We start from the raw sequence: 18,821 nt of genomic DNA, 5'->3' as shown, positions 1-18,821 counted from the left end.
TGTCCGAGCGCCCCGCACCGTCTGCGGGCGTGCCGGCGAGCATCTGAGGGGAGAGGCCGTGATCGCTGCGACGCTGCTGGCGGCTGCCCCCTTCGAGGACTCCCCGTTCTGGAACCCCGATCTGCCCGGCTCCTTCTGGTCGGTGTTCGGGATCCTGCTGGCCGGCACCGCGGTGCTCACGATCGCGTTCGTGGTGTGGATGGTGATCCAGCCGGATGAGCCCGAGCACGACACCACCGAGCTGGTGGACCGCGCGGTGGGTCGCGAGCGCGACCGTGCCCGCACCATCTCCCGCCGCCTGGATGCGGATGCGGGCCGGGCCGACACCTCCGAGCCCGAGCTGAGATGAGCGGACGCACCCTGCTGACGCGTCGGCGCCTCGCCGCGGCACTGCTGGGCACCGGGTCCCTTGCCCTGGCGGCGTGCTCCCGGGGCCCCCAGCCGGTGGCGACCGACCCCGACCTGACACGCGATCCCCTGGCCTCCGTCGACCAGGCCCAGTGGGACACCCGTTCGGCCGACGACCTGCTGTCCCTCCCCCTCGAGGGCGACCTCGCGGAGTACTCGGCCTGGACCGACAGCGGCCTCGATGACTCCTCCGTGCCAGGTGCCCGCCAGCAGCTGGTGGACTTCCTGACCGGCGCATACCTCTCCCCGGGCGAGCTCACGGGGCTCTCGGACGCCGATGCGCAGTACGCGATCTCGACGTCCACCCCGAACTTCTGGAAGGACGACCTGGCCGAGGGCTTCAAGAGCGGGAGCCGCCATTTCTACGCCTACGTCCTGGCCGATGCCTTCGCCGATGTGGGCGCCCCCCGCATCTGTGCCAACTGGTACCGCGGGCAGACGGGCGCGCTGCCACAGCTGCTGTTCGGCGGCACCATCGCTCGCACCGTGATCGACACCGGTTCGCGGGACGTGGGTGTGGTGGCCCTCCGGTTCGCAATGAGGATGGACCTGGACGGCAGGGGCGAGAGCACCCGCGGCATGTTCCAGGTGACGGTCCACGGGATGGACCTGTGCGCCACCGGTGAGGCGGGGGGCCTGATCGTCCCCGCGATCGGCCCCGAGGAGGCGTACGTGGCAGTGCAGGAGGCCACCATGGAGCAGGTGATCGGCTCCCCCCGGGTCCCCCGCAAGGCGATGGACAGCACCTCCTCCGAGGCGATGCTCGGTGATGAGGAGACGGTCGTCCTCTGCCCCTGACGGGCGCGTGGTCGTCGGCTGTTCACCTGACGGTGTCCCCGCGGCCACCACCGGCACCCATGCGGGCAATACGGGGCCTCTACGTTCGTGATGCTGCTGGCGTCGGAGGCAAGGAGGGGCACCATGGTCCAGGGTCGTGCCCTCGTGATCGCCGCGGACGGGCTGGACGATCTCGATGTGGCTTCGATCGCCGGGGGCCCGCTCCGCACGCCCGGCACATGCCTCGATGCGCTGCTGGCCGGGGCGAATCCGCTGCGGGTCCGCCCCGGAGGCCCCTCGGAGCCCGCTCCCGCGCTGGTGAGCGTCATGAGCGGTGCCTCCGTGGGACACACGGGGGTGGCGACCGAGCTGGCCCTGCACCCCTCGGAGCCCACCGGGGCGGGCGTCTGGTACGCCGGCGACCTGCGCACCCCGACCCTGCTGGACCAGGTGGGTGCCCGCGGGGGCGTGACCTGCGCACTGCAGTGGCCGGCCACGGCCCGCGGGGGCCCGGCCACAGCCCGTGCAGGAGTTGATCTGTGCCTGCCACTGGTGGAGGACCTGCGCCGCTACCGCGACCGCTGGAGCATGGTCGAGCAGACCAGTTCCGCGCGCATGGTCACCGAGCACCTGCGCGCGCGCCGCGAGGCCGGCGTGCAGCTGTCCCAGGTCGAGCCGGACGAACTGGTCGCTCAGATCGCCGAGGAGGCGTACACGGCCGGCAGGATCGACCTGGCGGCGGTACGACTGACGGGACTGGGGCGCGCACGGCGCCACGAGGGTCGCTCCTCGTCAGCTGCTGACCGTTCACTCGCCGCCACCGTCAGCGCGCTGGGGCGGGTGGTCACCGCCTTCGGGCCGACGGACGCTGATCATGTGGTGCTGCTGCCGGGCCGCCCCCTGGTGCCCGTGGAGCTGCTGGTGCACCCCAATACGATGCTGGCCCGCCGCGGCCTGGTGAGCACGGACGGGCCACGGCTGGCGGACTTCCGTGCGCTGGTGTGGCCGGATGGGCCCCGCGGCGCCCTGCACGTGCGGCGCGGCGAGCCCGACACCGTTCGCGATGCGGCGATGGAGGCTCTCGCGGAGGTGGCGGCGCATTGCCGCTTGCGCCTGCGGCAGGTGGACGACGGCATCGGCGCCACGGACCGGACGGACGTGATCGCTGTGCTGGACGGGGCCCCGGGCACGCTGTTCGGCCTGTCCCCCACGTATCGTCCACTGGTGGAGGGCGATGACCCCTACTACGCAGGCCCCCGTGCCGTGTCCGATCCCGATGCCTGGAGCACGGCCCTGGGGCAGGGCGACGGCCTGCCTTCCGGCCCCGTGGAGGGGGCCTGGGCGGATCTCGGCGTCACCCTCGCAGGCGCCCTCGATGTCACTCTGCCCGGGGCGACGGCGGCCGGCATGTGCCCGGCAGCCCTGGCCGGGGCCTGATCAGCAGATCCGGGGCCGCCGAGGGTCAGCGCAGCCTGCGAAGCACGTCCTGGATGGACTCCCAGGCGCGGCGCAGGGGGCCGGTGGACTGCTCGGCCAGGCGATCGCGCAGATCCTCCAGCACCGGGGCGTGGCGGGCGATGTGGTGGTCGCCGTCGTGCACGGCGTCGAAGGGATCCCCATCGCGCAGGTCGCGCGGCGCCACCGTCAGGTCGCGGGCGATCCGCACCTGCTCGGTGCCGTCGGCGTCGATGATCACCTCGAGGCCGGCCACGTCGATGAGACCGTCCGCGGCGAGGTCCTGCCGCAGCTTCGCGATGGCGGCATCGACGGCATCGGCGCGGTCCCGGTCGGCCCGCACGCTCTCGCGCAAGGGCACTGCGACAAGGTTCCCGTCCACGTCGGCCACGGAGGAGATCACCTCGTGCTCCCCTGCGGGCCGTCCGTGCTCGACCAGGGAGAGGCGCTGGACCACCAGGCGCAGCATGCCGCTGGGGGCGCAGGGCGTCAGCAGTTCGCGCAGCTGCGCGACGGCGACGCTGCGGCCCTGCCACGGAGCGTGCTGCACCGGTCCTGGTTCCTCGCTCGTCACGCGCACATCGTAGCGCCGGTTGTCCGATGTCTCAGTCGGTGGGGTCCGGCCAGGGGCTGACATGATGGCGGGATCAGGGTCCCCGACCTCCTGCACCCTGTCCCGGGTGCAGGTACCGGCACGAGGAAAGGACTGACCGTGAACCTGGCAGCAGCGTTCGATGCGATCACCGTCGAGCAGCTCCGTGCGACCAAGAGCCTGAAATGGTGCCTGCCGGACCAGGCGATCGGCGCATTCGTGGCCGAGATGGACTTCGGGACCTCCCCCGTGGTCACTGCCGCCCTGCGCAAGGAACTGGACCGGGGCAGCTTCGGCTACGCACCCCCGCACCTGGTGGAGCAGACCGGTGAGGCCACCGCCGAACGCCTCCGTACCACCCATGGGTGGCAGGTGGATCCGGCGGACATCCGCGTCGCCCCCGAGGTGATCATGGTGCTGGACCAGGTGATCGCCTCGACCACCGATCCCGGCACTCCCGTAGTGGTACCGACCCCCGCCTACATGAACTTCTTCACCTCGATCCGGCGCCAGGGCCGTGACGCCATCGAGGTGCCGATGATCCGCGACGACCGCGGCCGCTGGGCGCTGGACCTCCCGGGGATCGCCGCGGCCATCGAGCGCAGCGGCGCGCAGCTGGTCATCCTGTGCAACCCGCACAACCCCACCGGGCGCGTGTTCACCCGCGAGGAGCTGGAGGCCTTCGCCCGCATGGTCGAGGGAGCCGGGGTGCGCGTGTTCGCCGACGAGATCTGGGCACCGATCGTGTTCGAGGGGCACCGCCACATCCCCTACGCCTCACTGAGCGAGACGACAGCCGCGCACACCGTCACCGCGGTCTCCGCCACCAAGGGCTGGAACATCGCGGGCCTCAAGTGCGCGCAGGCCGTCCTGACCAGCGACGTGGACCGCGAGGCCTGGTCGCGGATGCCCACCCCGCTGTCGGATCGCACCCCGTCGATGGGGATGGCAGGCACTATCGCCGCCTACCGCGACGACTCCGGGTGGATCGACGAGGTGACCGCCTACCTGGCCGACTGCACCTCGATGGTGGCCGACATGATCGGCGAAGGGCTGCCTGCCGCCGTGGTGAGCCGCCCCGAAGGCACCTACGTGAACTGGGTGGACCTCACCGCCCTGGACCTGCCATGCCCAGCGGTGGAGTTCATCCAACGGGAGGCGCGAGTGGTGCCCACCGACGGCCGCTCCTGCGGGACGGTGGGCGAGGGGCACATCCGGCTCATCGCCGCGATGCCCAGGCCGATCCTGCGCGCGGCGATGTCCCGGACGATCCAGGCGCTCAGGCCCCGGGAAGCTCCCGGTCCAGGTCCAGCGCTCGACGCACCGCGGTGATCTGGGAGCGTCGGGCGGCCTGAGCGGCGGGGCTGCGCTGCTGCAGCGGGAAGCTGTGCCCTCCCTCGAGGGAGGCATGCACGTCCAGCTCCACCCCTGCCTCCCGGAGCTTCTCGGTCAGGCGGGTGGAATCGGCCAGCAGGAGGTCGTCGCCGCCCGTGGTCAGGTGCACCGGCGGCAGGCCGGTCATGTCACCGCGCAGCGGGTTCAGACGCGGGTCGTCGCGATCAGCGCCGTCGGCGTAGAGGTCGGCGGCCTCGCGCAGCTCGGGGGACCGCAGCCGTTCCTCGCTGAGGTCCAGCCAGGGGGTGGTGAGCATCAGCAGGGCCGGCTCGCCACCGCCGTACTCGCGCAGCGACTGCGCCACGGCGAGCGCCAGCCCGCCGCCCGCGCCGTCGCCGGAGAGCACCCAGCGCCCGGGGCGCACCACGGAGTTGCGGGTCAGGGACAGCACCGCCTGGAGGGCGTCGTCGAAGGCGTACGGGAACGGGTACCGGGGCGCCACCCGGTAGTGGACCATCGCCGCGGCGGTGCCTGAGCGGCGGCGCAGGTCCTCCAGCCACTCCCAGGTGTTCTGGTCCGCGCCGCGCAGATACCCGCCGCCGTGCAGGTGCACGATCGTGGCATCGGCGGCCTTCTCCACGTCGATCCAGGTGGTGGGCACGTGGTGGTGCCGTCGGCGCTCCACCAGGCGGCGATCCACGAGGGAACGGGCGGGCTTGGACGGTCCCTGGGTCACCAGATGGCTCAGCGCGCGCACGATGCTCATGCCCTGAATCTTCCCATGACCGTCGCCGTCGTGCCTGGGCAGCATTACGATCTGCCCATGGCCACTCAGCAGCTGCGTCTCAGCCGTCAGATCCCCGCCTCCGCCGAGCAGGTGTGGGCGGTCCTCACGGACATCGAGGCGGCTCCCCGCACCCTCAGCGACGTGCTCTCGGTCGAGGTGCTCACCCCCGGCCCCTACGCGGTGGGCACGCGCTGGCTGGAGACCAGGAAGATGTTCGGCTTCGAGGGCACCGAGGAGATGGAGGTGGCGGTGGCCGAGGAACCTCGCCGCACGGTCATCGTGGCGGATGCCGGGGGTGCTGCCTACCGCACCGAGTTCCTGCTGTCCCCGATCTCCGGTTCCCCGGATGCGATCGAGCTGACCATGGTCTTCTCCGCCGCCCCGCAGGAGAAGGGCGGGCTCAAGGGCGCGCTGATGGGCGTGATGGCGAAGGTGGGGATGAAGGCCACCCGCAAGGCGATGGAGCAGGACCTCGAGGACATCGCGGCAGCTGTCCAGCGGAGCTGATCAGCGCCCGGCATCGCAGGCCGCTGCCGGGCAACGGCTGGTCGATCAGCGGGCGATCTCGTCGTCGATGAACACGGGCTTGGCGGCGCGGTAGCCGGCCAGGCCCAGGGCGAGGCCGGTCACGGCCATCATCGCGAGCATCGTCGATGCCGAACCGGTGGCATCCAGCACCACCCCGGCGGTGATGGAGCCGGCAGCTGCGATCAGGTAGCCGATCGGCTGGACCATCCCGGAGAGCTTCGCGGTGACCAGCGGGTCCCGGCTGCGGGCCGGGATCAGGGCGATGGCGGTGGGGAAGGCGAAACCGCCGATGCCCAGCACTGCCGCCCACAGCAGGGCTCCGGCGGCCGGGGCGAGGATCAGCCCCACGTACCCGGCGGCGGTGAGCACCCCGAAGGCCAGTGCGATCAGCGGGAGATGCCGGGAGCGATCGATGATGGTGGGCATCACCAGCCCGCCCAGGATCCCCCAGGCGGCCACGGATCCGGTGACCAGGCCCGCGTTGGTGGGGCTCATCCCGCCGCCGGTGAGGATCTGCGGGAGCAGCCCGAACTGGGTGTAGGCGTTCATGGACTGCAGGCCGAACATCACCGTGAGTGCGAGTGCGGTCGGTGCGCGCAGCACGGAGGTGTGCAGCTCTCCCTGTGCGGTGGGGGGCGGGAAGTCGTGGCCGGTGCGGGCCAGTACGATCACCCACACCACCACCGGGACCACGGCGATCAGGCCCCAAAACCGCAGCGAGTCCTGCCAGCCCAGGGCACCGTCGGTCATCAGCGGCACCGCGAACGCGGAACCGGTGGCGCCGCCCACGCCCAGCAGTGTCGAGTACAGGGTCATCAGGCCCACGGTGCGACGGCCGCCGTACTGCTTGATCCAGGCCGGGACGATCACGTTGCCGAGGGCCGGCCCCACCAGCGCCAGCAGCGACAGCGCGGTGAACATCCAGAAGGTGCTCGCCTGGGGGCGCAGCAGCAGCCCGGCCACCACCAGCACGAACGAGGCGACCACGGTGCCCGTCAGGCCCACCCGCTTGGAGATCGGCACAGCGAGCATGCCCAGCACGCCGAAGGCCAGGCAGGGCAGGGCGGTGAGCAGTCCGGTGGCGAGCCCTCCTTGCCCGTGGAAGGCGACCACGTCCTCCAGCAGCGGTCCCAGAGAGGTGGCGCCGGGGCGCAGGTTCACGGACACGGTGGCCACCGCGAGCACAGCCAAGAGTGCTCCGACCACGGGGGCGCCTGCGGCAGCGCCGCCACGGCGCGGGGCAGCGCCGCCACGGCGCGGGGCAGGGCCGGGCTCGGGGGCGGCGCCGGTGGGACCGGGAGCGTCGTGGGGCTGGTGCGGGGAGTCGCTCTCGTGGTGGTCGGCCACCGCACACTTCTACACCCCACCCGCGGGTGTCTCCACTCCGCGTCCACCGGCGCGGGGCACATCACCTCCCGCCCGTGCCGCACGGCGCCTCTGGCTCGGATCGCACGGGATCGCACGACATCGCGCGACGCTGCCCGCGCGATCCACGTACTCTCGTGCCCATGAGCAGGACGATCTACGTGACCGGTGAGGCGAAGTCGCCGAATAACAATCCGATCACAACGCAGTTCGGGCTGTTCTTCGTGGGCCTAGTGGTCGACACTGAGACCCACGTCATCGTCCGGGCCGACTGCACTGCGGCGCTCCCACTCACCGTGGAGTTCGTGCGCGAGCTGCTGGAGGGCAGGAGTCTGCAGGAGGAGGACGCGCTGGTGGAGGCCATCATCGATCGGTACCACGGGTCCTCGCAGCGCGCCATGGCCGCCGCCGTGCGGAGTGCCGCTGCGAAGTACCGCGACCTGGTCGACGGCTCCCCCGCTCAACCCAATACCCCTGTCGCTCGCCGTCAGCCCGGTTCCTGACCGCACCGGATCCCGTCGGAAGCGCCTGGACAGGGCACCGGCGCCACCCCTCGCGGGTGGTCGCTGCCGTGCCCGTGCCGCCCTGCGGCTGTCCGGTGCGCTTCCGATTCTTCTTTTCCCGGTCAGTCCGGCCGGCGGCCCGCCCCGAAGGAGGACCGTTGATCACCGACGGACTACTCATGCTCGGTGTGCTGCTGGGCCTGTCCTGCCTGCTCATCGTCCTGGAACGCACCACCGGCTGGAAGTTCTTCAAGTTCGTCCCCGGCATGGTGCTGATGTACCTGATCTGCGCCACCCTGAACTCGCTGGGCGTGTTCGGTCAGGCCGAGGAGACCCGCGCCCCCATCGCAGCGGTGAAGAACGTGGCCCTGCCGGCGATGATCTTCCTGTTCCTGTTCGGCTGCGACATCCGCAAGATCATCAAGCTGGGCCCCAAGCTGCTGCTGACGATGTTCGTGGCCGCCGCATCGCTCGCGGTGGGCATGGTGGCGGTGTACGCCCTGTTCCAGGGGGCACTGCACGAGGAGTCCTGGAAGGCGCTCGGCGCGCTGCTGGGATCCTGGACCGGCGGCAGCGCCAACATGGTCGCGGTGCAGGACATCCTGCAGGCACCGGAGAACATCTTCGGCTACGCCCTGATCACCGACACCATCGTGTACTCGGTGTGGCTGATGGCGATGTTCTCCTCGGTGGCGGTCTCGGACCGCTTCAACCGGTTCACGAAGGCCGACACCTCCTACCTGGACTCCCACGCCGGCGCCGACCTCGCCGAGGAGAAGAGGGAGATCACCGTGACCTCCCTGGCGATCGTGGCCTTCGGCTCGATCTTCGTCTCCACCGTGGCGATCTGGATCGGCAACCAGCTGCCGGTGCTCGGTGACGTGGTCAACGGCACCGCCTGGACCATCCTGATCGTGTCCCTGCTGGGCCTGGCGGTCGCGCACACCCCGCTGGGGAAGACGGCCGGCTCCATGGAGGTGGGAACCCTGATGCTGTTCATCGTGATCGGTCAGATCGCCTCCGGCTCGGACTTCTCGGCGCTCACCCAGGCGCCGCTGTACCTGCTGATCGGCTTCCTGGTGCTGCTGGTGCACGCTGTGATCATGGTGATCTACGCGAAGCTCACCCGCACCGAGCTGTTCTCCCTGGCCGTGGCCTCCACCGCGAACATCGGCGGCATCGCCTCCGCGCCCGTGGTGGCCAGTGCCTTCAACCGACAGCTGGTGCCCGTGGGCATCCTGTTCGCGCTGATCGGCTCCTTCGCGGGCACGTGGATCGGCCTGGGTGCCGCTCAGCTGATGAGCATGCTGTGACCGGCCGCCCCGCTCCCCGCACCCCCGGCGGCACGGCTGGCCCCACCGGCGGCACGCCCGAGCCCGCCTCCCTCGTGGGCGCCACGGCGCTGGAGCTGGAGGTGGCGGCGGTGCGCACGCATCGCCATGCCGCTCCCCTGCTGCGTCCCTTCGTCACCGCCGCTCGGCGCACCGAGGCCGTGGAGTACCTGGCCATCGAGGTGGAGCTGCGCGCCGGCGTGATCGGGCAGGGCACCGCGGCCGACACCAAGCCCGTCACCGGTGAGGACCTGGCCTCGATCACCGCTGCGGTGACGGGACCGATCACCGCCGCCCTCACCGGGGCCCGCGGCACCATCGCTGAGCTGAGCGCCCTGCTGGCGCGGTCGGTCGACGGGGCCAGCAGTGCGCGTGCCGCGGTGGACGTGGCCCTGCACGACGCCTGGGGCAAGGCGGCAGGCCGCCCCCTGGTGGAACTGCTGGGCGGTGCGGTGCACACCCGCATCGAGTCGGACATGACCGTCTCCCTCGAGGAGCCCGACGTGATGGCCCAGCACGCCCGCGAGGCCGCCGCCGAGGGCTACCGGGTGCTGAAGATCAAGCTGGGCAGGGACGTGGACGAGGACCGTCGACGCCTGGATGCCGTGCTCGACGCGGTCCCCGGGGCCCGCCTGCGACTGGACGCCAACCAGGGCTGGAGCGTGCAGCAGGCCATCGAGATCATCGGCGCCTTCGAGGCCGACGGACTCCCGGTGGACCTGGTGGAGCAGCCCGTCGCGGCCGCCGACCTGGAGGGCATGGCGCAGGTGCGCCGCGCCGTCAGCACCCCGATCATGGCGGACGAGTCCGTGTGGACCGCCGCCGATGCCCGCCGGATCGCAGAGCTCGACGCCGCCGACATGCTCAACATCAAGCTGGCCAAGACCGGCGGGATTCCCGAGGCGATGGCCATCGCCGATGTGGCCCGCGACGCGGGCCTCACCTGCATGGTGGGGGCGATGATGGAGCCGAGCATCACGATCGCGGGCGCCGCGCACGTGGCACTGGCGCACCCGGCGATCACCATGGTGGACCTGGACTCCCCCGACTGGCTCACCACCCGCCACCCTTCCGGCGGCTACAAGGTCCAGGAGGGCTGGCTGGCGCTGACCGGCGGGCCCGGCCTGGGCATGGAGCTGCTGCGCCCCGACCAGGACCCGCCCCGGTAGGCCCGCACCGTCCCTGAGGAGAGACCGATGAACCGTTCGACCCCCACCCCTGACCCCAGCACCCGCGCGGGCCACGCCCCGGGATCCGCCCCCCGCCCCGGGGATACCGCATTCGTCCAGGTAGCCGTGGCCACCGTGTGGGTGCGGCCCGGCCTTGACCGTGCAGGGATCGATGATCCCTCGCTGTCCGTACCGGTGGACCTGGATGCCTGGAACTCCGCCATGGACGAGGCCGAGACGCTGCGCTGGCTGACCGGCCATCTGGAGACCCAGGCGCTGCTGGGGGCTCGTGTGATCGTCGATGAGGTCGATGGGCAGTGGGCACGCATCGTGGTCACCGATCAGCTCTCCCCGCGTGATCCCCGCGGCTACCCGGGGTGGGTGCCGCTCGCGCAGCTGGTTGTCGACCCGGGCTTCGCGCAGGCTGCGGCATCGTCCCCGACGGCGACGGTCACGGCCTCCCGCTCCCGCCTCTCGGAGGACGCCGAGGGGACATCCCCCGGGATCGAGGTCTCCTTCGGGACCGTGCTGCCGGTACTGGGCCGCACGGGGGCTGCGGTGGAGGTGGCGGTCCCCGGAGGCGGGACCCAGTACCTGCCTGCAGCCGACGTGGCGGTCCGGGAGCCGGGCGAGGCGCCCCCCGCCCCGACGGTGGAGGAGGTGATCGCCACCGGCGAGCGCTTCCTGGGGCTGCGGTACCTGTGGTCGGGCATGAGTGCGTGGGGCTTCGACTGCTCGGGGTTCACCCACTCGGTGTTCCGTCACCACGGGATCACGATCCCCCGCGATGCCGGCCCGCAGATGACCGACTCGGGCCTGCCCCGGGTCGAGCGGGACGACCTGCGCCGTGGCGATCTGGTGTTCTTCTCCGAGGGGCCCGGCAGCCCGGAGATCCGGCACGTGGCCCTGTACCTGGGCGAGGACCGGATCATCCACGCCCCCAATGCCCCGCGCACGATCGATGTCGAGTCGCTCAGCGGGTACGACGTCAAGGGCGAGTACGCCGGGGCGGTCCGGATACTCGAGCGGTGAGCGTCCCTGGTGAAGCAGTGGTCAGCGGGCCAGGTCCGGCAGCAGTTCCCGAACCCGTGCTCGGATCACCTCGTCGGCCTCGGCCTTGACCATGCCCGCGGTCATCACGGCCAGGTAGCGGACCTCGGGCCCGTCGGGATCCCCGATGAACGCCACGTCATGCCGGTAGCCGTCCACCCAACCGGACTTGGAGCCCACCGGCACCTCGGGCCGCAGGGCGCTGGAGATGATGGTGATGCGCTGGGCGGACATCGCTTCGCGGGCGAGCACGCGGTGATCGGGCTGCAGGTTCGAGGAGGTGCCCACCATGGCGCGCACGGTGCGCACCAGGTCCGCAGGGGTGGTCTCGAGAGTTAACCCCTGGTCGATGGCGGCCGCGTCGCCGATCAATCGCTCCGCGCGGGTGGCGGTCAGGCCCAGCCCGTCGATGGCGGTGGCCACGGCCGGCAGCCCCACGAGCTCGATGAGGTGATCGGTGCCCTCGTTGCTGGAACGGTCGATCATCCGCACCGCGAGCTCGCGCACCGTGATCGGCTGCCCGTCGGCAGGGTGCGTGGGGTCCAGGTGGTCGCCGAACAGAGTGAACGGAGCACCGTCGACCCCGGTGAAGGTGCGCCTGGCCGGCTCGGTGCGGTCCAGGTCGAGGTGCCCGGCATCGACTGCGTTCAGCACTGCCATCAGCACATGGAGCTTGATGGTGCTGGCCGCGTAGAAGGGGCGGTCCGGGTCCTGGCTGTGGAGGAGGGAACCGTCGGCCCCGGCGAGGGCGATCGCAACGTGACGCTCGGTGGGCGGGGCGGCGGTGCTCAGGCTCATCCCCCCATACTAGCCGGGCGGTCAGGGGCTGCGCGCCACCAGTCAGTACCCCGAGCCCCGTGGCCCCGCCGTAGAATCGCGGCCATGAGGCCACTGCAGCAGCGCATCATCGACGAGACCGGCGTGAAGCCCACCATCGACCCCGCCGCGGAGGTGGAGTCCCGGGTGCAGTTCCTGGTGGACTACCTCGTGGCGACCCGCGCGAAGGGCTTCGTGCTGGGTATCTCCGGCGGCGTGGACTCCACCTGCGCGGGTCGCCTGGCGCAGCTGGCGGTGGAGCGTGTGCGGGAGCAGGGTGGTGATGCCCTGTTCGTGGCGGTGCGCCTGCCCTACGGGGTCCAGCACGATGAGGCAGATGCCCAGGCGGCGATGGACTTCATCGCCGCCGACCGCCCTGTCACAGTGAACGTGGCCGCCGGAGTGGAGGGCCTGGCTGAGGCCTACCGCGAAGGGCTGGGCGAGGAACTCAGCGACTTCACCAAGGGCAACACCAAGGCCAGGATGCGCATGGCCGTGCAGTACGCGATCGGCGGCGACCTGGGGCTGCTGGTGCTGGGCACCGACCAGGCGGCCGAGAACGTCACCGGCTTCTTCACCAAGTTCGGCGACGGCGGCGCGGACCTGCTGCCCCTGTCCGGCCTGAACAAGCGCCAGGTGCGGGAAGTGCTCACGGAGCTGGGGGCGAGCGATGCGCTCTCCGGCAAGGTGCCCACGGCCGACCTGCTGGACGGCCGCCCCGGCCAGACCGACGAGGCCGAACTGGGGCTGCGCTACGACGACATCGACGACTACCTCGAGGGCCGCGAGATCGACGAGGCCGCCGCCGAGAAGCTCGAGACGATCTTCCTGCGCACCCGCCACAAGCGCACCGTCCCGGTGACGATCCACGACACCTGGTGGCGGGAGTGACCTCGACCATCCTGACCTGGGCGGACGGCCTCTCGGACTCCTAGGATGAGCGCCATGTCCCGTCCGCCCGGTCGCTCCGTGCCCACCCTTGGTCCGCTAGAGCGCGACGCCCTCGAGGTGGTCTGGTCCCGCAGCAGCGACACCGGGTCCGACGGCATCATCGGCGTGCGGGATGTGCACGAGAGCCTGAGCGATCGGGGCCTGGCCTACACCACCATCTCCACGGTGCTCACGAACCTGGAGAAGAAGGGCGTGATCGAGCGCACCTCCCGCGGTCGGCCGGTCCAGTACCGGGCGATCATCGGTCGTGACGAGTACTCCGCGGCCCTGATGAACGAGGCACTGTCCTACAGCCGGGACCGGCGCGCCAGCATCCTCCACTTCGTCACCGGGATGGACGAGTCGGACGTGGAAGCGCTGCGTGAGCTGGTCGAGCGCACCGGCGGCCGCCACCCTGACTCCCCCGCTGCGGGCGCGCCAGGGTCGCCCTCGTCCCCGCACCACGGCTCGCCTGACCCCGCGCCGTGACATGGCCACACTCGCACTGTTCGGAGCGCTGCTCACCCTGGTCATCGCGATCGGAGCGCGGGGCGCACGCCTGCTGACGCCCGCCGCGCCGCGGTTCGCGCGTCGCCCCGCCCTGGGCATCACGATCTGGACCACCCTGCTGGTCACCTGGACCCTCGCAGCACTCTCCCTCGGGCCGATCCTGGCCTGGAACCTCTCCGGCCACTGCCTGCCCGGCAAGGCAGGCATGGTGTGCCGTGCCTGCGTCCGGGGCGCCAACCCGCTGGGCCCCTGGACCACCCCCACGGATGTGTTCCCCCGTTCTTCGTCCTGTTCGTGCCGATCCTGATCGGGATCTGGTTCATCGCGGCCCTGGGGGCGGCGATCGTCAGCGCGTCCCGCAGCGCTCATCGGCACGTGGAGGTGCTGCGTACGGCGGGTCTCCGCTCGGACCTGGGTCATCATGTGTGGGTCGTGCCCAGCGACCAGGTGGTCGTGTACTCCACACCTGTGAGGGGCGGGGCGATCGTGCTGTCCCGACGGGCGCTGGAACTGCTGGACGGGCGCACGCTGACCGCAGTGCTCGCGCACGAGCAGGCGCACCTGGATCGGCATCACCACTGGGTGGGCGGCCTGCTGCGGGTGTTCTGCGCCCTGGTGGGCTGGGTTCCGCTGGTGCGGCACGGGGTGCACGAGGTCTCGGCCCTGGTGGAGATGGATGCCGACGACCCTGCCCGCCGCGAGGTGAGTGACGCGGCGCTCTTCGACGCCCTGTTGTCCCTGGTGGGCATCCGGGAGCCCCGTGCGGCCATGGCCGGTCAGAGGCCCCTCGCCGCGGCCACCACGGCGGTGGGCCCCCGGTTGCACCGACTGCTGGGCCCGTCTCCTTGGCCGGTCCCGCAGGCTCATCCGATCCGGCACCGGAGCACCGGCCGACCCCGCATAGGTCTCCCCGCTCTGGCCCGCGCCCGCTCCTTATGCCCCTGCTGCTGGTGGCGGCGCAGATCGGGATCCTGCTGCTGGCCACCATGCCCTACGTGCACATCATCGCCGACGGCTGCCTGCTGATCTGACCCACCTGCTGACCCGACTGCAGGCCGCAGGGGCACCGGGCCGGGGCAGCCCAGGACGGGGCAACCCGGGCCGGGCAGCCCAGTCCGGGACAGCCCGGCCGGATGTCAGTCCAGGATCCTGTCGTACCGGAACGGGTGGTACTCCGGCAGGTCCGCGTAGGGGTAGGCGATGGTGCGGGCCGCAGTACCGCCGGCGCTGTAGGCCTGCTCGAGCACCCGGTAGGTGGTGCGGGTCTCGTCGGCCCAGCCGTCGAACAGCACCACGTGGCCGATCTGGCTGGCGGAGTCGCGGTTGCGCTGTGGGGGCTACGCCGCCCCTCAGGCGAGGGGACGTACGCGGTAGATTCACGGAACCGTACAGGCTGCGCCCTGCCTCGCAGATCACGGGCGGGCCGTTTGTGGTGAAGGCACAGAAATCAGGAGACCTGCGCGGATCTTGCCGCGGGGCATTGACGCGAGGTCGGTCCCAGCGGCTACCATGGGGGCATAAACACCGGCTCCTCTCTCGGCAACCGGCCTCGCGCCACCTGTCGTGCATGGGCCGGTTTTCCTTTGGCACTATAGGGTGATGCGCTACTCCAAGCCCCACCTGCCTTACGACCAGCAGGTTCGCCTCCTGGCCTCTCGGGGGTTGGACGTTGGCCGTGAAGGCGACGCGGTACGGGTTCTGAAGCGGATCGGCTACTACCGTCTATCGGCTTACACCTACCCGATGCGGGCGTTCACCACCGACGATGCTGGCACGGTGCACCGTTCGGACGTCTTCGTGGGGGGCGCTTGTCTGTCGGATGCCGTGACATTGCATGACTTCGACCACCGGCTTCGGCGCACGTTGCTGCCCGCCATCCAGTCACTGGAGATCGCGCTCCGCACCAAGGTGGGCTACCACCTGGGGAAGCACGGGCCCCTTGCCCATCTGGACCGTAGCGGCCTTGACCCCCAGCGATGCAATGCAGCGTCGCGCGGACCCGACCATGCGGGGACGAAGTACGACACCTGGCGCAGCGAGTACGACTCCTTGCAGCGCAAGGCAGGCCGTGAGGATTACATGGTCCACTTCGCTACCAAGTACGACGGTGATGTGCCTGTGTGGGCTGCAACCGAGTTCATGACGATGGGTTGCCTGATCGGCCTCTACCGGATGATGCAACCCAAGGATGCGCGACGCATCGCGGAGGAGGTCGGCGTCAAGAATCCGCAGGTGTTGTTCGGCTGGCTGAAGGCGCTGAACGTGCTCCGCAACCACTGCGCTCACAACGCGCGCATCTGGAACAGAAGCACCGTTTACCCCCCGGACAAGATCAACAGGCGCATGGTGGAACAGGAACTGCATCACCTAGTGTCTGCCGACACCAACAAGGTCTACTTCCTGGCGGCAGTCTTGGCCTACTTGCTACGGCATGTCGACCCGGACTCGCGCTTCGCCAGCGATCTGCGGACGACCATGGGCAAGTTCCCCTCGGTTCTCGGATGGACGCCTGAGAACACGATGGGCTTCGTAGATGGTTGGTTGACCGAGGCATTGTGGAGCATCCACTGACCCCCTCCACAAGTCCGCTGCTCGACCGTCGTCTATACGCCGTCGCGAGCTTGCTACTGGAGGAGGCGTGGGTCGGCAGTCGCTGATGGTCCGGAGAGGCCCAGCAGAGACCGGTGGACACCTCGGCGAGAATGGACGCATGAGCATCGACGCGGAGTACCCCGGAGACTCACGGCACCCTCAGCACACTGACTGGCTGCTTGAACTCGGCAGGGCTACCTACGCGGCTGCCGGGCTGTCCGGCATTGCCTTCGATCTCTTGCGGGTTCACTCAGGATTCCAGGCCGAGGACCTGTACAAGGACCCTCTGGGCAGGTTGCTGGGGAGGTTGCGGAAGTCACCTCCCGCCGTGGAGGGGATCGATAACTTCATCACCCTTGCCGAGGAGGCGTTAGATGTCCGCAACGACGTTCTGCATGCCTTCCCGGTACTGCACGGGTTGCATCGTCGTCGCACTGACGACCTTAGCTACGTCCGCAACTACTACAACCTGGACTCACTCCGGGAGGCGACGCAGGTCATGCAGAACGCGCGCCGGAAGGGCAACGAGGTGCTCTACGCCGATGGCGGTGAAGCCGTCAGGCGCTGGATCGAGAGCGGCTGATCAGTTCGCCTCTGGCCGCACCGCGTTGGCTATCTTCACTGCGACCTGCTCCAGCGCATCCTCCCCGATGCTCAGCCCCGACCGGGACGCCAGCAGTGGGCTCTCGTCACGGCGTTCCTCATAGGTGATGCCGTGGGCAACCGGCATCATCCAGTCAGTGGCAAGCAGCGCCGACAACTCCAATGGGTGACCGGGGGAACAGCACGAAGGTGCTAGCAGCGAGCTGGGGCGGCGGCACTTTGATGCCGCCGGAGCAGGGCCGGGCGGCAGTGGGTGGGACTGCGCCCATGACAACGGCGCGCACCGCTCGTGAGAGCGATGCGCGCCGTCGAGGTGCTGCGCTTGTGTCTGCCCGCGGATCTGTGGTTCAGCAGCGGGCCGGCTGCGGCCGGGTCACTTCGAGAAGCCGTCCTTCAGGTTCTTGGCGGCGTCCTTGACGTTCTCGCCGGCCTGGCGGGTGTTCGCCTCGGCCTGGTCGCCACGGCCCTCGGCCTCGAGGGAGTGGTTGTCGGTGGCGTCACCGACGCCTGCCTTGGTCTTGCCCGAGGCCTCCTGGGCCTTGTTCTTGATCTTGTCGCCGAGGTTCATGTGCATTCCCTTCGTCGGGTCGTGCCCCGCGGGGCAGCCACGGTGCGGGTGCCCCGTGGCGGTGGGGAGAACCTAGCGCACCGGCCTGACATGCGCATCCAGTCTTCCGAAAGACCGGGGAAGCAGCACGGGGCTGCGTTGCCTCTCAGTCGCGCGAGCGCCGCTGCGGGATCCCGGCACCCCACAATGCGGCCGCGATGAGCAGCGGTTGGCCGAACAGGCGGGCCAGCCGCTTGGCGTCGGTGTCCAATCCGAAGGCGTCCACCCCCTCCAGGTACTGCGAGACGTTGCCGGGGAACACCGCGACGTAGAACGCGGCCAGCGCGACCCCCGTGAGCCGCCGATAGCGCGGCAGTGCGGTCAAGGACGCTCCCAGGGCGACCTCGACGACACCGGATCCCAGCACCACGATGTCCTCGGGGAAGGGCTGCCAGGAGGGGACCTGGGCGCGGAACTCGTCCCGGGCGAAGGTCAGGTGGGAGACCCCCGCGAAGGTCATGAACGCTCCCAGCCCGATCCGGGTCAGGTTCTGGGAGGTGGTGGCAGGTACGCGGCGCAGAAGGGATCTCATCGGCTCAGCGTACGGCTAAGGACTGCACGTCCCCGGAACGCCCGGTCGGCCCGGGCGGCCCGGCCGCCCGGCTAGTACCGTCGAGGCATGAAGCCGATCCCCCCGCACTGGGCCCCACACCGCGGGACGCTCACCTTCCGCGGCGGGGCCACCTGGGGCATGACGATCAACGGGTCCTCCTTCGTCTCCGAGGAGAACGCGCAGCGCCTGATCGACCTGCACGACCGCGCGACCCGGTCCACCTCCGGGCCACCACAGGCCTGACCCCGAGCACTCACCCATCCACGTCGTCGAAGGAGCACATCATGGCCATTGCCACCGTCAACCCCGCCACCGGGGCCACCGAGAAGACGTTCACCGCCCACGACGAGGCCGAGGTGGAGCGCCGCATCGCCCAGGCACACGCCGCCCACGAGAAGCTGCGCGCCACCAGCTTCGCCCAGCGCGCCCAGTGGGCCCGCGCCACCGCGGATGTGCTGGAGGGCGACGTGGACGAGCTGGCCCGCATCGTCACGGTGGAGATGGGCAAGCCCATCGAGCAGTCCCGCGCCGAGATCACCAAGTCCGCGAACGCACTGCGGTTCTACGCCGAGCACGCCGAGGGGTTTTTGGCGGACGAGGTGCTGGAGGACCCGTCGGCCGTCGGCGCCTCACGGGCCTATGCGCGGTACCGGCCGCTGGGGCTGGTGCTGGCGGTGATGCCGTGGAACTTCCCTGTGTGGCAGGTGATCCGCTTCGCGGCACCGGCGCTGATGACGGGCAACACCGGGGTGCTCAAGCACGCCTCTAACGTGCCGCAGACGGCCCTGTACCTCGACGAGCTGTTCGAACTGAGTATTCGTAGTCGTGGGAGCCACCGAATCTTGCTCTTGGGGACCGCCGATCGTGCCGACGGGGGCCAGTAGCCGCCGCGGTGGGGACCACTGGCTCC

24 protein-coding genes and 1 pseudogene are annotated in these 18,821 nt (G+C 70.4%); 17 read left to right on the top strand and 8 right to left on the bottom strand.

The window, feature by feature from the left end; genetic code table 11:
- Positions 1–58: 58 nt before the first annotated feature.
- The 3 genes from JOD52_RS00690 (at position 59) to JOD52_RS00680 (ending at position 2,622) form a co-directional block, all read left to right on the top strand.
- Entirely contained in the window at positions 59–349 is a 291-nt protein-coding gene (locus tag JOD52_RS00690; protein WP_017824798.1) for a hypothetical protein, read from the top strand.
- Positions 346–1,206 carry a hypothetical protein gene (locus JOD52_RS00685; protein WP_204408473.1) on the top strand — a complete coding sequence of 287 codons (861 nt, stop codon included), beginning with the start codon at positions 346–348 and terminating at the stop codon, positions 1,204–1,206. Before JOD52_RS00690 ends, JOD52_RS00685 begins: the two co-directional genes overlap by 4 nt.
- Before the next feature lie 123 nt (positions 1,207–1,329).
- On the top strand, positions 1,330–2,622 hold the full coding sequence (locus JOD52_RS00680) for a phosphodiesterase (protein ID WP_204408472.1): 1,293 nt from the start codon (positions 1,330–1,332) through the stop codon (positions 2,620–2,622).
- A gap of 25 nt (positions 2,623–2,647) precedes the next feature.
- On the opposite strand, the gene JOD52_RS00675 is transcribed toward JOD52_RS00680, so the two are convergent.
- On the bottom strand, positions 2,648–3,214 hold the full coding sequence (locus JOD52_RS00675; protein WP_150108513.1) for a hypothetical protein: 567 nt from the start codon (positions 3,212–3,214) through the stop codon (positions 2,648–2,650).
- Between the two features lie 138 nt (positions 3,215–3,352).
- On the opposite strand from JOD52_RS00675, the gene JOD52_RS00670 reads away from it, so the two are divergent.
- The gene (locus tag JOD52_RS00670; protein ID WP_204408471.1) at positions 3,353–4,564 is read left to right on the top strand and encodes an aminotransferase class I/II-fold pyridoxal phosphate-dependent enzyme; all 1,212 of its coding nucleotides are present in this window, start codon (positions 3,353–3,355) and stop codon (positions 4,562–4,564) included.
- Here JOD52_RS00670 and JOD52_RS00665 read toward each other — a convergent pair.
- Positions 4,512–5,333, bottom strand: coding sequence for an alpha/beta hydrolase (locus tag JOD52_RS00665; protein ID WP_150108514.1), 822 nt, complete (start codon positions 5,331–5,333; stop codon positions 4,512–4,514). The two genes, JOD52_RS00670 and JOD52_RS00665, sit on opposite strands and share 53 nt — an antisense overlap.
- 57 nt (positions 5,334–5,390) lie before the next feature.
- Here JOD52_RS00665 and JOD52_RS00660 point away from each other — a divergent pair, with 57 nt between their 5' ends.
- A complete protein-coding gene (locus tag JOD52_RS00660) occupies positions 5,391–5,861 on the top strand; it encodes an SRPBCC family protein (RefSeq protein WP_204408469.1) in 471 nt (156 codons plus the stop codon).
- Between the two features lie 45 nt (positions 5,862–5,906).
- Here JOD52_RS00660 and JOD52_RS00655 read toward each other — a convergent pair whose 3' ends face one another.
- Entirely contained in the window at positions 5,907–7,229 is a 1,323-nt protein-coding gene (locus tag JOD52_RS00655) for an MFS transporter (RefSeq protein ID WP_204408468.1), read from the bottom strand.
- A gap of 161 nt (positions 7,230–7,390) precedes the next feature.
- Here JOD52_RS00655 and JOD52_RS00650 point away from each other — a divergent pair, with 161 nt between their 5' ends.
- The 4 genes from JOD52_RS00650 (at position 7,391) to JOD52_RS00635 (ending at position 11,282) form a co-directional block, all read left to right on the top strand.
- A complete protein-coding gene (locus tag JOD52_RS00650) occupies positions 7,391–7,750 on the top strand; it encodes a DUF3870 domain-containing protein (RefSeq protein WP_204408467.1) in 360 nt (119 codons plus the stop codon).
- Between the two features lie 158 nt (positions 7,751–7,908).
- The gene (locus tag JOD52_RS00645; protein ID WP_204408466.1) at positions 7,909–9,063 is read left to right on the top strand and encodes a DUF819 family protein; all 1,155 of its coding nucleotides are present in this window, start codon (positions 7,909–7,911) and stop codon (positions 9,061–9,063) included.
- Positions 9,060–10,250: an enolase C-terminal domain-like protein gene (locus JOD52_RS00640; protein WP_204408465.1), complete on the top strand. Its 1,191-nt coding sequence runs from the start codon at positions 9,060–9,062 to the stop codon at positions 10,248–10,250. The genes JOD52_RS00645 and JOD52_RS00640 overlap by 4 nt, the downstream gene beginning before the upstream one ends.
- A 27-nt stretch (positions 10,251–10,277) precedes the next feature.
- Positions 10,278–11,282: a C40 family peptidase gene (locus JOD52_RS00635; RefSeq protein ID WP_204408464.1), complete on the top strand. Its 1,005-nt coding sequence runs from the start codon at positions 10,278–10,280 to the stop codon at positions 11,280–11,282.
- A gap of 21 nt (positions 11,283–11,303) precedes the next feature.
- Here the strand turns inward: JOD52_RS00635 and JOD52_RS00630 are convergent, their stop codons facing one another.
- Positions 11,304–12,098, bottom strand: coding sequence for a serine hydrolase (locus JOD52_RS00630; protein WP_017824810.1), 795 nt, complete (start codon positions 12,096–12,098; stop codon positions 11,304–11,306).
- Between the two features lie 84 nt (positions 12,099–12,182).
- On the opposite strand from JOD52_RS00630, the gene nadE reads away from it, so the two are divergent.
- From nadE to JOD52_RS17835, 4 genes and pseudogenes are all read left to right on the top strand, one after another.
- The gene (gene nadE, locus JOD52_RS00625; protein ID WP_204408463.1) at positions 12,183–13,007 is read left to right on the top strand and encodes an ammonia-dependent NAD(+) synthetase; all 825 of its coding nucleotides are present in this window, start codon (positions 12,183–12,185) and stop codon (positions 13,005–13,007) included.
- Between the two features lie 54 nt (positions 13,008–13,061).
- Positions 13,062–13,535 (top strand): BlaI/MecI/CopY family transcriptional regulator, encoded by a 474-nt coding sequence (locus JOD52_RS00620; protein ID WP_204408462.1) that lies wholly within the window; start codon positions 13,062–13,064, stop codon positions 13,533–13,535.
- Position 13,536: 1 nt separating this feature from the next.
- Positions 13,537–13,863, top strand: coding sequence for a hypothetical protein (locus tag JOD52_RS00615; RefSeq protein WP_204408461.1), 327 nt, complete (start codon positions 13,537–13,539; stop codon positions 13,861–13,863).
- Positions 13,767–14,132 (top strand): annotated as a pseudogene (locus JOD52_RS17835) (M48 family metalloprotease); the annotation flags it as partial. The gene JOD52_RS00615 and the pseudogene JOD52_RS17835, both read left to right, overlap by 97 nt.
- A 560-nt stretch (positions 14,133–14,692) precedes the next feature.
- Here the strand turns inward: JOD52_RS17835 and JOD52_RS00605 are convergent.
- The gene (locus JOD52_RS00605) at positions 14,693–14,851 is read right to left on the bottom strand and encodes a hypothetical protein (RefSeq protein ID WP_204408459.1); all 159 of its coding nucleotides are present in this window, start codon (positions 14,849–14,851) and stop codon (positions 14,693–14,695) included.
- A 304-nt stretch (positions 14,852–15,155) separates the two neighbouring features.
- Here JOD52_RS00605 and JOD52_RS00600 point away from each other — a divergent pair, with 304 nt between their 5' ends.
- Together JOD52_RS00600 and JOD52_RS00595 are read left to right on the top strand one after the other, a co-directional pair.
- Positions 15,156–16,127: an Abi family protein gene (locus tag JOD52_RS00600; protein WP_204408458.1), complete on the top strand. Its 972-nt coding sequence runs from the start codon at positions 15,156–15,158 to the stop codon at positions 16,125–16,127.
- A 139-nt stretch (positions 16,128–16,266) separates the two neighbouring features.
- Positions 16,267–16,731: a hypothetical protein gene (locus JOD52_RS00595; RefSeq protein WP_204408457.1), complete on the top strand. Its 465-nt coding sequence runs from the start codon at positions 16,267–16,269 to the stop codon at positions 16,729–16,731.
- Here JOD52_RS00595 and JOD52_RS00590 read toward each other — a convergent pair whose 3' ends face one another.
- From JOD52_RS00590 to JOD52_RS00580, 3 genes are all read right to left on the bottom strand, one after another.
- Complete coding sequence (locus JOD52_RS00590; protein ID WP_204408456.1) at positions 16,732–16,908, bottom strand: hypothetical protein; 177 nt, start codon at positions 16,906–16,908, stop codon at positions 16,732–16,734.
- 216 nt (positions 16,909–17,124) lie between these two features.
- Positions 17,125–17,319, bottom strand: coding sequence for a CsbD family protein (locus JOD52_RS00585; protein WP_031307479.1), 195 nt, complete (start codon positions 17,317–17,319; stop codon positions 17,125–17,127).
- Positions 17,320–17,464: 145 nt separating this feature from the next.
- A complete protein-coding gene (locus JOD52_RS00580) occupies positions 17,465–17,890 on the bottom strand; it encodes a DoxX family protein (RefSeq protein WP_204408455.1) in 426 nt (141 codons plus the stop codon).
- A gap of 87 nt (positions 17,891–17,977) precedes the next feature.
- Here JOD52_RS00580 and JOD52_RS00575 point away from each other — a divergent pair, with 87 nt between their 5' ends.
- Positions 17,978–18,154 carry a hypothetical protein gene (locus tag JOD52_RS00575; RefSeq protein WP_204408454.1) on the top strand — a complete coding sequence of 59 codons (177 nt, stop codon included), beginning with the start codon at positions 17,978–17,980 and terminating at the stop codon, positions 18,152–18,154.
- Between the two features lie 41 nt (positions 18,155–18,195).
- Positions 18,196–18,795 (top strand): aldehyde dehydrogenase family protein, encoded by a 600-nt coding sequence (locus JOD52_RS00570; RefSeq protein WP_204408453.1) that lies wholly within the window; start codon positions 18,196–18,198, stop codon positions 18,793–18,795.
- Positions 18,796–18,821: the final 26 nt, after the last annotated feature.

It is taken from the genome of Brachybacterium muris (assembly GCF_016907455.1).
Classification (GTDB): Bacteria; Actinomycetota; Actinomycetes; order Actinomycetales; family Dermabacteraceae; genus Brachybacterium; species Brachybacterium muris.
This window is presented reverse-complemented; position numbering and strand designations above follow the sequence as displayed.